Source organism: Streptomyces sp. AC627_RSS907, assembly GCF_019049165.1.
In genome coordinates, this window is record NZ_JAGMUE010000010.1 from 17,271 (window position 1) to 29,292 (window position 12,022).

12 protein-coding genes are annotated in these 12,022 nt (G+C 68.4%); 11 read left to right on the top strand and 1 reads right to left on the bottom strand.

All coding sequences use genetic code 11. From position 1 onward, the window contains the following. Positions 1–47: 47 nt before the first annotated feature. From KUM32_RS02980 to KUM32_RS03030, 11 genes are all read left to right on the top strand, one after another. Entirely contained in the window at positions 48–1,361 is a 1,314-nt protein-coding gene (locus KUM32_RS02980) for an MraY family glycosyltransferase (RefSeq protein WP_217140178.1), read from the top strand. Positions 1,362–1,647: 286 nt separating this feature from the next. Then, positions 1,648–2,085, top strand: a complete 438-nt coding sequence (locus KUM32_RS02985; RefSeq protein WP_217140179.1) for a hypothetical protein — start codon at positions 1,648–1,650, stop codon at positions 2,083–2,085. Between the two features lie 210 nt (positions 2,086–2,295). Continuing rightward, positions 2,296–3,132 (top strand): F0F1 ATP synthase subunit A, encoded by an 837-nt coding sequence (gene atpB, locus KUM32_RS02990; protein WP_217140245.1) that lies wholly within the window; start codon positions 2,296–2,298, stop codon positions 3,130–3,132. Between the two features lie 72 nt (positions 3,133–3,204). Further along, positions 3,205–3,435: an ATP synthase F0 subunit C gene (gene atpE, locus KUM32_RS02995; protein ID WP_191886765.1), complete on the top strand. Its 231-nt coding sequence runs from the start codon at positions 3,205–3,207 to the stop codon at positions 3,433–3,435. A gap of 44 nt (positions 3,436–3,479) precedes the next feature. Continuing rightward, complete coding sequence (locus KUM32_RS03000; RefSeq protein ID WP_217140180.1) at positions 3,480–4,022, top strand: F0F1 ATP synthase subunit B; 543 nt, start codon at positions 3,480–3,482, stop codon at positions 4,020–4,022. After that, positions 4,019–4,834 (top strand): F0F1 ATP synthase subunit delta, encoded by an 816-nt coding sequence (locus KUM32_RS03005; RefSeq protein ID WP_217140181.1) that lies wholly within the window; start codon positions 4,019–4,021, stop codon positions 4,832–4,834. The genes KUM32_RS03000 and KUM32_RS03005 overlap by 4 nt, the downstream gene beginning before the upstream one ends. A 125-nt stretch (positions 4,835–4,959) precedes the next feature. Continuing rightward, positions 4,960–6,549: a F0F1 ATP synthase subunit alpha gene (atpA, locus tag KUM32_RS03010; RefSeq protein ID WP_217140182.1), complete on the top strand. Its 1,590-nt coding sequence runs from the start codon at positions 4,960–4,962 to the stop codon at positions 6,547–6,549. Positions 6,550–6,570: 21 nt separating this feature from the next. Further along, positions 6,571–7,488: a F0F1 ATP synthase subunit gamma gene (locus KUM32_RS03015; protein WP_217140183.1), complete on the top strand. Its 918-nt coding sequence runs from the start codon at positions 6,571–6,573 to the stop codon at positions 7,486–7,488. After that, positions 7,488–8,936, top strand: a complete 1,449-nt coding sequence (gene atpD / locus KUM32_RS03020) for a F0F1 ATP synthase subunit beta (protein ID WP_217140184.1) — start codon at positions 7,488–7,490, stop codon at positions 8,934–8,936. The genes KUM32_RS03015 and atpD overlap by 1 nt, the downstream gene beginning before the upstream one ends. A 130-nt stretch (positions 8,937–9,066) precedes the next feature. Next, positions 9,067–9,441 (top strand): F0F1 ATP synthase subunit epsilon, encoded by a 375-nt coding sequence (locus KUM32_RS03025; protein ID WP_217140185.1) that lies wholly within the window; start codon positions 9,067–9,069, stop codon positions 9,439–9,441. 129 nt (positions 9,442–9,570) lie between these two features. Then, positions 9,571–10,017 (top strand): DUF2550 domain-containing protein, encoded by a 447-nt coding sequence (locus KUM32_RS03030; protein WP_217140186.1) that lies wholly within the window; start codon positions 9,571–9,573, stop codon positions 10,015–10,017. A 77-nt stretch (positions 10,018–10,094) separates the two neighbouring features. Here the strand turns inward: KUM32_RS03030 and KUM32_RS03035 are convergent, their stop codons facing one another. Next, the gene (locus tag KUM32_RS03035; protein ID WP_217140187.1) at positions 10,095–11,915 is read right to left on the bottom strand and encodes a glycoside hydrolase family 18 chitinase; all 1,821 of its coding nucleotides are present in this window, start codon (positions 11,913–11,915) and stop codon (positions 10,095–10,097) included. Positions 11,916–12,022: the final 107 nt, after the last annotated feature.

Sequence of the window (12,022 nt, forward strand, 5' to 3'; positions counted from 1 at the left end):
CTAGGGTGTGGGGCTGGGAATGGCCAGCGAGACCTGTGGGGAAGCCCGTGCGTGAATACCTGCTGACGCTCTGCGTCACGGCCGCGGTGACGTATCTGCTGACAGGGCCGGTACGGAAGTTCGCGATCGTGGCGGGGGCGATGCCGGAGATCCGGGCACGTGACGTGCACCGGGAACCCACTCCGCGCCTCGGCGGGATCGCGATGTTCTTCGGGCTGTGCGCGGGCCTGCTGGTCGCCGACCACCTCACCAACCTCAGTGAGGTCTTCGAGAAGTCCAACGAGCCGCGGGCCCTGCTCTCGGGGGCCGCCCTGATCTGGCTGATCGGTGTCCTGGACGACAAGTTCGAGATCGACGCCCTGATCAAGCTGGGCGGGCAGATGATCGCCGCCGGCGTGATGGTGGTGCAGGGTCTGACGATCCTGTGGATCCCCGTCCCGGGCGTCGGGAACGTGGCGCTGACCCAGTGGCAGGGCACCCTGCTGACGGTGGCGCTGGTCGTCATCACCATCAACGCGGTCAACTTCGTGGACGGCCTCGACGGGCTCGCGGCCGGCACGGTGTGCATCGCGGCGGCGGCGTTCTTCATGTACGCCTACCGGATCTGGTACTCGTACGGCATCGAGGCCGCCGCGCCCGCCTCGCTGTTCGCCGCCATCCTCATGGGCATGTGCCTGGGCTTCCTCCCGCACAACATGCACCCCGCCCGGATCTTCATGGGCGACTCCGGCTCGATGCTGATCGGCCTGGTACTGGCGGCCGGCGCGATCTCCGTGACCGGGCAGGTCGACCCGGACGCGATGAGGCTGTTCTCCGGCTCGGAGCGCAACACCGTGCACCAGATGGTGCCGGTGTACATCCCGCTGCTGATGCCGCTGACCATCATCGCCATCCCGGCCGCCGACCTGGTCCTGGCGATCGTGCGGCGCACCTGGCGCGGCCAGTCGCCGTTCGCCGCGGACCGGGGGCACCTGCACCACCGGCTGCTGGAGATCGGCCACTCGCACAGCCGCGCGGTGCTCATCATGTACTTCTTCTCGGCGCTGATCGCCTTCGGTGCGCTCGCCTTCTCGGTGAACGCCGCCTCCATGTGGATCGTCCTGGGCGTCGTCTTCCTCAGCGCGGTCGGCCTGGTGCTGCTCCTGCTGCCGCGCTTCAGGCCGCGCGCTCCGCGCTGGGCGGAACGGTTCGTGCCGCCCCGCTACCGGCGTCGCCGGGCCGCGGCCGCGAACGCCGCGGCGGAGGGCGTGGCCGAGTCCGCGGACGTCACCGCCGAGTCCGACGACCGCGTGCCGGTCGCCGTGGGTGTCTCGGGCGTCAACGGGGCCACCGCCATCGGCCCCCGTTCGCGCACAAGGTAAGAATCTGACGAGAGCATTGCCAACTCGTGGGGGAACGAAGTGCCCCATTACCAGACAAATGACCTCGGTTACTGCACAAACGCGCACGGTCATTCTCATGTGTGACGGCAAGCACATCCGCAGGTAAAGACCTCATCAAATAGTTTGTGATACCGTTCACGAGAACCCCGGATGGAGCCAAAGGGTCGCAGCGTGACGGCCCGTTGGTGAGAGTTCTGCACTCGACCCGGGGGACTACGCTCGTCCATGACGACACCCCCTGCCCCCTGAAAGCGGAGTTGCCGCCATGCCCTCCAACGACGTCCGGATCCTGATCCAGGCTGCCGTGCCCACCGCTGTGGTCGGTGCGGTCGCAGTCGCGATCGGCGGCGCCGTCGAGGGTGGCAAGGGTGCGATCGGGGCGGTGGTCGGGGCGGTGGTCGTGATCCTCTTCATGGGAGCGGGGCTGTACGTCCTCCAGTGGACCGCCAAGTCGTTGCCGACGCTGTTCCAGGCGATGGCACTGATGATGTACATGGCTCAGATCGCGCTGATGTTCATCTTCATCGTGCTCTTCAGGGACACGACGCTGTTCCACCCGAAGGTCTTCGCCCTCTCGTTGCTCGCCGGCACTCTCACCTGGGTCGCCGCACAGGCGCGTGCTCAGATGAAGGCCAAGATTCTCTACGTGGAGCCCGAATCGTCAACGGGCGAGAAGAAGGAAACCCCGGGGCGCTCGTCGTGAGACGTAGGGCCGGGATAAAGGCGCATGCGCGACCCTGCTATCGTCCGGTGCCAACTGCGGCATCGCGGGCGCGGGCATCCGAGCTGACGCCTGCCACATCGCGAGGCGAGATGCCCCCCAGCCGCCCCTGTACCCGTAACACCAGTTCCGTGCCGAACCGCGGCCCCGTGCCGCGCCGACACCACGAGGTTGCCGAATCCATGCGCCACGCTGAAGGAGCCCGCGGTGAGTGCTGACCCGACGCAGGTGCTCGCCTTCGAGACCGACTGCCACATCTTCGACGGCTGTGGCTTCCCGTCTCCCGGGCTGCACTCGTTCCTGTTCGAGCCCCTGTGGGGCGACGGCGACAGCAACGTGTACTTCAACAAGCCGATGCTGCTGGCGCTGCTCGGCTCGGTCATCGTGATCGGCTTCTTCTGGGCGGCCTTCCGTCGGCCCAAGGTCGTCCCCGGCAAGCTCCAGATGGTCGCCGAGGCGGGGTACGACTTCGTCCGCCGGGGCGTCGTCTACGAGACGATGGGCAAGCGCGAGGGCGAGAAGTACGTCCCGTTCGTCGTCGCGCTGTTCTTCTTCGTCTGGATGATGAACATCTGGTCCATCATCCCGCTCGCCCAGTTCCCGGTGACGTCGATCATCGCGTACCCCATGGCGCTCGCGCTGCTCGTCTACGTCCTCTGGGTCTCGCTGACCTTCAAGAAGCACGGCTTCGTCGGCGCGCTGAAGAACTTCACCGGCTACGACAAGTCGCTCGGTGGGGCCCTGCCGGTCGTCATGCTGATCGAGGCCTTCTCGAACCTGCTCGTGCGTCCCTTCACCCACGCCGTGCGACTCTTCGCGAACATGTTCGCGGGTCACATCCTGCTGGTGCTGTTCACCATCGCCAGCTGGTACCTGCTGAACGGCATCGGGATCGCCTACGCCGGCGTCTCGTTCGTGATGGTCCTGGTGATGACCCTCTTCGAGCTCTTCATCCAGGCCCTGCAGGCGTACGTGTTCGTCCTGCTGACCGTTACCTACCTCCAGGGCGCGCTCGCCGAGCACCACTGAGCGTCCCGCACCCGCCCCCAGTCGTCCGGTGGCCCACCCCCACCGGAACCGTGAAGAAAAGGAAGAACTGGCATGTCCCAGACCCTCGCCGCCGTCACCGGCTCGATCGCTTCCATCGGTTACGGCATCGCCGCCTTCGGCCCCGGCATCGGCGTCGGCATCATCTTCGGTAAGGGCACCGAAGCCATTGCCCGCCAGCCCGAGGCCGCCGGCCTGATCCGTGCCAACCAGATCCTCGGCTTCGCCTTCTGTGAGGCGCTCGCCCTGATCGGTCTGGTCATGCCGTTCGTCTACGGCCGGTAAGCATCTGATCCGCGACCGGTTCACTAGACGAAAGGCACTCTGATATGAGCCCACTGCTTCATATCGCGGCTGAGGAGCAGAGCCCCCTCGTCCCGCCGATTCCCGAGCTCGTCGTCGGCCTGCTCGCCTTCGTCATCGTCTTCGGCTTCCTCGCCAAGAAGCTCCTCCCGAACATCAACAAGGTTCTGGAGCAGCGTCGCGAGGCGATCGAGGGCGGGATCGAGAAGGCCGAGGCCGCTCAGACCGAGGCGCAGAGCGTGCTGGAGCAGTACAAGGCTCAGCTCGCCGAGGCCCGGCACGAGGCCGCGCGTCTGCGCCAGGAGGCGCAGGAGCAGGGCGCCGCGCTCATCGCTGAGATGCGCGCGGAGGGCCAGCGGCAGCGTGAGGAGATCATCGCCGCCGGGCACGCGCAGGTCGAGGCCGACCGCAAGGCCGCCGCGTCCGCGCTGCGCCAGGACGTCGGCAAGCTCGCCACCGACCTGGCCGGCAAGCTCGTCGGCGAGTCCCTCGAGGACCACGCCCGGCAGAGCCGTGTGATCGACCGCTTCCTCGACCAGCTCGAGGAGAAGGCCGAGGCCGGACGATGAACGGAGCGAGCCGCGAGGCCCTGGCAGCCGCACGTGAGCGGCTCGACGCGCTGACGGACTCCACGTCCGTGGACGCGGCGCAGCTCGCCGACGAGCTGGCCGCCGTCACCGCGCTGCTCGACCGCGAGGTCAGCTTGCGCCGGGTCCTCACCGACCCGGCGCAGGCCGCCGACGCCAAGGCCGACCTGGCCGGACGCATCCTCGGCGGCCAGGTCAGCGGCCCGACCGCCGACCTGGTGGCCGGAACGGTGCGCTCCCGCTGGTCGGGGTCGCGCGACCTGGTGGACGCGCTGGAGGAGCTGGCCGCCACGGCCGACTTCACCGCGGCCCAGAGGGCGGGCACGCTCGACGACGTCGAGGACGAGCTGTTCCGGTTCGGCCGGATCGTCGCGTCCGACACCGGACTGCGGTCCGCGCTGACCGACCGCTCGGCGAGCACCTCGGCCAAGAGCGAGCTGTTGCACAGCCTGCTCGGCGGCCGGGCCAAGGCCACGACCGAGCGTCTGGTGACGCGTCTGGTGACCGCGCCCCGGGGACGTAGCCTGGAAGCGGGACTCGAGTCCCTGTCCAAGCTCGCCGCCGAGCGCCGCAACCGCGCGGTCGCCGTCGTCACCTCCGCGGTCCCGCTCAGCGACACCCAGAAGCGGCGCCTCGGCGCGGCACTGGCGAAGCTGTACGGCCGCGCGATGCACCTCAACCTCGACGTGGACCCCGAGGTCCTCGGCGGGATCCGGGTGCGGGTCGGCGACGAGATCATCAACGGCTCGCTCGCGGACCGGCTCGAAGACGCCGCCCGCCGCATGGCGAGCTAGCAGCAACTCCATACGTATGACTACGGCCCGGGTTGGGCCGTGCAGAGGATTCACCTCAATCAGGGGGGAGTCCCCATCCCCCCAAAGTGAAACTTCGGGCCCAACAAGGAGAGCAGGGAACTCAGATGGCGGAGCTCACGATCCGGCCGGAGGAGATCCGGGACGCGCTGGAGAATTTCGTCCAGTCGTACAAGCCGGACGCGGCCTCGCGCGAGGAGGTCGGTACGGTCACCCTTGCCGGCGACGGCATCGCGAAGGTCGAGGGTCTTCCGTCGGCCATGGCCAACGAACTGCTGAAGTTCGAGGACGGCACCCTCGGCCTCGCCCTCAACCTCGAGGAGCGCGAGATCGGTTGCGTCATCCTCGGTGAGTTCAGCGGTATCGAGGAGGGCCAGCCGGTCACCCGCACCGGCGAGGTCCTGTCGGTCGCCGTGGGCGAGGGCTACCTCGGCCGCGTCGTCGACCCCCTCGGCAACCCGATCGACGGCCTCGGCGAGATCGAGACGTCCGGTCGCCGCGCGCTGGAGCTGCAGGCCCCCACGGTCATGCAGCGCAAGTCGGTGCACGAGCCGATGGAGACCGGCTACAAGGCCGTCGACGCCATGACCCCGATCGGCCGTGGTCAGCGTCAGCTGATCATCGGCGACCGCCAGACCGGCAAGACCGCCCTGGCCGTCGACACGATCATCAACCAGCGTGACAACTGGCGCACCGGCGACCCGAACAAGCAGGTCCGCTGCATCTACGTCGCCATCGGCCAGAAGGGCTCCACCATCGCGTCGGTCCGCCGCGCGCTGGAGGAGAACGGCGCGCTGGAGTACACGACCATCGTCGCCGCCCCGGCGTCCGACCCGGCCGGCTTCAAGTACCTGGCGCCGTACACCGGCTCGGCCATCGGCCAGCAGTGGATGTACGAGGGCAAGCACGTCCTGATCATCTTCGACGACCTGTCGAAGCAGGCCGACGCCTACCGCGCCGTCTCCCTGCTGCTGCGCCGGCCGCCGGGCCGCGAGGCCTACCCGGGTGACGTCTTCTACGTGCACTCCCGTCTGCTGGAGCGCTGCGCCAAGCTCTCCGACGACATGGGCGCCGGTTCGATGACCGGTCTGCCGATCGTCGAGACGAAGGCCAACGACGTCTCGGCGTTCATCCCGACCAACGTCATCTCCATCACCGACGGCCAGTGCTTCCTGGAGTCCGACCTGTTCAACGCCGGTCAGCGTCCGGCCCTGAACGTCGGTATCTCGGTCTCCCGCGTCGGTGGCTCCGCCCAGCACAAGGCCATGAGGCAGGTCTCCGGCCGACTGCGCGTGGACCTCGCCCAGTTCCGTGAGCTGGAGGCGTTCGCCGCCTTCGGTTCCGACCTGGACGCCGCGTCGAAGGCGCAGCTGGAGCGCGGTCAGCGCATGGTCGAGCTGCTGAAGCAGGACCAGTACCAGCCGATGGCCACCGAGGACCAGGTCGTCTCCGTCTGGGCCGGTACCACCGGCAAGATGGACGAGGTGCCGGTCGCCGACATCCGCCGCTTCGAGAAGGAGCTCCTCGAGTACCTGCACCGCCAGGAGCAGGGCCTCATGACCTCCATCCGCGAGGGCGCCAAGATGTCCGACGACACCCTGCAGGCCGTCGCCGAGGCCGTCGCGGCGTTCAAGAAGCAGTTCGAGACCTCGGACGGCAAGCTGCTCGGCGAGGACGCCCCGTCCGCCGCCAAGTGACGTAAGGAAGGGACCTGACTCATGGGAGCCCAGCTCCGGGTCTACAAGCGTCGCATCCGATCCGTCACCGCGACCAAGAAGATCACCAAGGCGATGGAGATGATCGCCGCCTCGCGTGTCGTCAAGGCGCAGCGCAAGGTGGCGGCCTCCACGCCGTACGCACGGGAACTGACCCGCGCGGTCACGGCGGTCGGTACCGGTTCGGACGCCAAGCACCCGCTGACCACGGAGGCGGACAACCCGACCCGTGTCGCGGTCCTCCTCCTCACGAGCGACCGCGGCCTGGCCGGCGCCTTCAACTCCAACGCCATCAAGGCGGCGGAGCAGCTGACCGAGCGCCTGGAGCGCGAGGGTCGGCAGGTCGACACGTACATCGTCGGCCGACGCGGTCTCGCCCACTACAACTTCCGTGAGCGCAAGGTCATGGAGTCGTTCACGGGCTTCACCGACGAGCCCACGTACGCGGACGCCAAGAAGGTCGCGGCGCCGCTGATCGAGGCCATCGGGAAGGAGACGGCGGAGGGCGGCGTGGACGAGCTCCACATCGTCTACACCGAGTTCGTCTCGATGATGACGCAGACGGCGGTCGACTCCCGGCTGCTTCCGCTGCGCCTCGAAGCGGACGCGCAGGAGTCGGGCGCGAAGGACGAGGTCCTTCCGCTGTACGACTTCGAGCCGTCGGCGGAGGACGTCCTCGACGCCCTGCTGCCGCGCTACGTCGAGAGCCGTATCTACAACGCGCTGCTCCAGTCGGCCGCTTCCAAGCACGCCGCGACGCGGCGCGCGATGAAGTCGGCCACCGACAACGCGGGCGAGCTGATCAACACGCTCTCCCGTCTTGCCAACGCGGCCCGCCAGGCCGAAATCACCCAGGAAATCAGCGAGATCGTCGGTGGCGCGAGCGCACTGGCCGACGCGACCGCGGGGAGTGACAACTAATGACCACCACTGTTGAGCCGACCGCTGCGTCGGGCGTGGCCACCGGCCGCGTCGCGCGGGTCATCGGCCCGGTCGTCGACGTGGAGTTCCCCGTCGACGCGATGCCGGAGATCTACAACGCCCTCCACGTCGAGGTCGCCGACCCGGCGCAGGCCGGCGAGATCAAGACGCTGACCCTGGAGGTCGCCCAGCACCTGGGTGACGGCCTGGTCCGCACCATCTCCATGCAGCCCACCGACGGCCTGGTCCGCCAGGCCCCGGTGACGGACACGGGCTCGGCCATCTCCGTCCCCGTCGGCGACTTCACCAAGGGCAAGGTGTTCAACACCCTCGGCGAGGTGCTGAACGTCGACGAGAAGTACACCGGTGAGCGCTGGCCGATCCACCGCAAGGCGCCCAACTTCGACGAGCTCGAGTCGAAGACCGAGATGTTCGAGACCGGCGTCAAGGTCATCGACCTTCTCACCCCGTACGTCAAGGGCGGCAAGATCGGCCTGTTCGGCGGCGCCGGCGTCGGCAAGACGGTGCTCATCCAGGAGATGATCTACCGCGTCGCCAACAACCACGACGGTGTGTCGGTGTTCGCCGGTGTCGGTGAGCGCACCCGTGAGGGCAACGACCTCATCGACGAGATGAGCGACTCGGGCGTCATCGACAAGACCGCGCTGGTCTTCGGCCAGATGGACGAGCCGCCGGGCACCCGTCTGCGCGTCGCGCTGGCCGGCCTGACCATGGCCGAGTACTTCCGTGACGTCCAGAAGCAGGACGTGCTGTTCTTCATCGACAACATCTTCCGCTTCACCCAGGCGGGTTCCGAGGTGTCGACCCTGCTCGGCCGCATGCCCTCCGCGGTGGGCTACCAGCCGAACCTGGCCGACGAGATGGGTCTCCTCCAGGAGCGCATCACCTCGACCCGTGGTCACTCGATCACCTCGATGCAGGCGATCTACGTCCCCGCGGACGACCTGACCGACCCGGCCCCGGCCACCACCTTCGCCCACCTCGACGCGACGACGGTTCTCTCCCGTCCGATCTCCGAGAAGGGCATCTACCCGGCCGTGGACCCGCTGGACTCGACGTCCCGCATCCTCGACCCGCGGTACATCGCGGCGGACCACTACCAGGCCGCGATGCGCGTGAAGAACATCCTGCAGAAGTACAAGGACCTGCAGGACATCATCGCGATCCTCGGTATCGACGAGCTCGGCGAGGAGGACAAGCTCGTCGTCCACCGTGCCCGTCGCGTGGAGCGCTTCCTGTCCCAGAACACCCACGTCGCCAAGCAGTTCACCGGCGTGGACGGTTCGGACGTGCCGCTGGACGAGTCGATCGCCGCGTTCAACGCGATCTGCGACGGTGAGTACGACCACTTCCCGGAGCAGGCGTTCTTCATGTGCGGTGGCATCGAGGACCTGAAGAAGAACGCGAAGGAGCTCGGCGTCTCCTGAGCCCCGTGCTCGTGGTGGGCCCCACGGCCCACACCGGAGGGGGCGGGCGCGTCCCGCCCCCTCCGTCACGCCCCTTAGACTTGTAACCAACACCCGGCTCTCCCGCCGGGTGGTGACCCGAGGAGCCACCTTGGCTGCTGAGCTGCACGTCGCGCTGGTCGCGGCCGACCGAGAGGTCTGGTCCGGCGAGGCCACCCTGGTCGTCGCGCGCACCACGTCCGGCGACATCGGCGTCATGCCCGGTCACCAGCCGCTGCTCGGTGTGCTGGAGTCGGGCCCGGTGACCATTCGTACGAGTGACGGCCAGACCGTCGTCGCCGCGGTGCACGGCGGTTTCATCTCGTTCGCCGACAACAAGCTGTCGCTGCTGGCCGAGATCGCCGAGCTGGCGGAAGAGATCGACGTCCATCGCGCGGAGCGGGAGCTCGAGCGCGCGAAGGCGGAGGGCGACGCCCACGCCGAGCGTCGCGCGGACGTCCGACTGCGCGCGGCGGCGGGGCACTGACCCACGGCGCTGTGCTATGACGTCACTCAGCCGCGGCTGGGACCGGAGCGATCCGGACCCGGCCGCGGCTGAGGCAGATCCGGGTGTTTTTTCCGTTCCGTTACCTACGAGACGAGGAGGTCGGTGCCGGTGGTCCTCGCTCTGACTGTGTGCGGAATTGTCGTCGCCCTGGTGGTGGTCGGACTCTTCGTCTTCGGCCTGCGCCGCCGGCTGATCCAGCGTTCGGGCGGCACCTTCGACTGCTCTCTGCGCTGGGACGCCCCCGAGGAGGGTGACGCCGGCGGCAAGGGCTGGGCCTATGGGGTGGCGCGCTACAACGGCGACCGGGTCGAGTGGTACCGCGTCTTCTCGTACTCCCCGCGCCCGCGCCGCGTCCTGGAGCGTTCCGCGATCGAGGTGGCCGGCCGCCGTCTCCCGGACGGTGAGGAGGAGATGGCGCTGCTGTCCGACGCCGTGGTCCTCGCCTGTCTGCACCGGGGCACCCGGCTCGAACTGGCGATGAGCGAAGACGCGCTGACCGGATTCCTCGCGTGGCTGGAGGCAGCCCCGCCCGGACAGCGGGTGAACGTGGCGTAGCGACGTGCACCCGCTGGAGGGGGGGCGCCCCCGGACGAAGTCCGGGGGCGCCCCCCCTCTCTGTCGCTCGACGGCTGTTACTTCAGACCGCTGTCGATGGCGCTGACCAGCTCGCCGTTGGCCGTGTCCCCGCTGAACTCCCAGAAGAAGGCACCGCCCAGGCCCTGGTTCTCGGCCCAGTCCATCTTCGACTTCACGGTCGCCGGGGTGTCGTAGGACCACCAGTTGGTGCCGCAGTGGGCGTACGCGGTGCCGGCGACGGTGCCGGTGGCCGGGCAGCTGTTCCTGAGGACCTTGTAGTCCTCGATGCCCGCCTCGTAGGTGCCGGCGGCCGGGCCGGTCGCGGTGCCGCCGGGCGCCGCCTGCGTGACGCCGGTCCAGCCGCGGCCGTAGAAGCCGATGCCGAGGAGCAGCTTGTCGGCCGGCACACCCGTCGCCTTGAACTTCGCGATCGCCTCGGCAGAGTTGAAGCCCTGCTGCGGGATGCCGTCGTACGAGGTCAGCGGCGAGTGCGGCGCGGTCGGACCGTTCTTCGCCCAGGCGCCGAAGAAGTCGTACGTCATCACGTTGTACCAGTCGACGTACGGGGCGGCGGCGCCGTAGTCGGCCGCTTCGATCTTGCCGCCGTCGGAGGCGTCGGCGGTGACGGCCGCGGTGACCAGGTCGTTGCCGAACTCGGCGCGCATGGCCTTCATCATGGAGCTGAAGGCGTTCTTGCCGCTGGTCGTGTCACAGCTCAGACCGCAGGCGTTCGGGTACTCCCAGTCCAGGTCGATGCCGTCGAAGACGTCGGCCCAGCGCGGGTCCTCGACCAGGTCGTGACAGGACTTCGCGAACGCGGCCGGGTTCTTCACGGCGTCGGGGAAGCCGCCGGACCAGGTCCAGCCGCCGAAGGAGAACAGCACCTTGATGTGCGGGTACTTGGCCTTCAGCTTGCGGAGCTGGTTGAAGTTGCCGCGCAGCGGCTGGTCCCAGGTGTCGGCGACGCCGTCGACGGACTGGTCGGCGGTGTACGCCTTGTCGTAGTCGGCGTAGGCGTCGCCGATGGTGCACTTGCCGCCCTGGACGTTGCCGAAGGCGTAGTTGATGTGCGTGATCTTCTCGGCGGAGCCGGAGGTGACCAGGTTCTTGACGTGGTAGTTGCGCCCGTAGACGCCCCAGTTGGTGAAGTAGCCCAGCTTGACCTCGTCGCCGCCGCCCGGGTTGCCGCCGTCCCCGGTGGTGCGGACCTTGACCGCGCCGCTGACCGGACCGGTCTGGTCGGCGGTGTCGCGGGCCTGGACGGTGTACGAGTAGTCGGTTCCGGCGGTCAGGCCGGTGTTGGTGTACGTGGTGCCGGTGACCGTGGCGACCTTGGCGCCGTCACGCAGCACGTCGTAGTTCTTGACGCCCTTGTCGTCGGTGGCCGCCGTCCAGGACAGCTTCACCGAGGTGTCGGTGATGTCGGAGGCGGTGGGCGTGCCGGGCGCGGAGGGGGCCGCGTCGCCGGGCTGGGAGCTGCCGTCGCAGCTGCCGCCGTTGAGCTTGCAGTTGGAGGGCGAGCCGGGGCCGCTGCCGTTGAAGCCGAAGGAGACCGAGGCGCCGGGGGCGAGCGTCCCGTTCCAGCCGACGTTCTTGGCGGTCCAGTGGTCACCGGAGTTGGTGACCGTGGCGTCCCACGCGGAGGTGACCTTGGTGCCGGCGGGGAAGTCCCACTCGACGGTCCAGGAGTTGATGGTGGTGGTACCGGTGTTCTTCACCGTCCAGTTGCCGCCGAAGCCCGTGCCCCAGTCCGAGGTCTTGGCGAAGGTGGCCGTCGCGGTCGTGGCCGCCTGGGCCTCACTCGCGAGGCCGACCAGACCGGCCAGCGGGAGCGACAGGGTCGCGAGAAGTGCCGCGGCTCTGTGTCTGAAGCGCATGCTGCGCCTCCTTATGTGGGGTTGTCGGCGCGGGCCGACTGAGCCATCGGCCCGCAGTGCGGCGAGAATAGAAAGGTCTGGACCATAGGTCAATAGGTCTGGACCAG

Bases quoted from the DNA above. Each gene is read 5' to 3' on its own strand.
- KUM32_RS02985 (WP_217140179.1), top strand. From the start codon at position 1,648: ATGCCCTCCAACGACGTCCGGATCCTGATCCAGGCTGCCGTGCCCACC.
- atpE (WP_191886765.1), top strand. From the start codon at position 3,205: ATGTCCCAGACCCTCGCCGCCGTCACCGGCTCGATCGCTTCCATCGGT.
- KUM32_RS03000 (WP_217140180.1), top strand. From the start codon at position 3,480: ATGAGCCCACTGCTTCATATCGCGGCTGAGGAGCAGAGCCCCCTCGTC.
- KUM32_RS03005 (WP_217140181.1), top strand. From the start codon at position 4,019: ATGAACGGAGCGAGCCGCGAGGCCCTGGCAGCCGCACGTGAGCGGCTC.
- atpA (WP_217140182.1), top strand. From the start codon at position 4,960: ATGGCGGAGCTCACGATCCGGCCGGAGGAGATCCGGGACGCGCTGGAG.
- KUM32_RS03015 (WP_217140183.1), top strand. From the start codon at position 6,571: ATGGGAGCCCAGCTCCGGGTCTACAAGCGTCGCATCCGATCCGTCACC.
- atpD (WP_217140184.1), top strand. From the start codon at position 7,488: ATGACCACCACTGTTGAGCCGACCGCTGCGTCGGGCGTGGCCACCGGC.
- KUM32_RS03035 (WP_217140187.1), bottom strand. From the start codon at position 11,915: ATGCGCTTCAGACACAGAGCCGCGGCACTTCTCGCGACCCTGTCGCTC.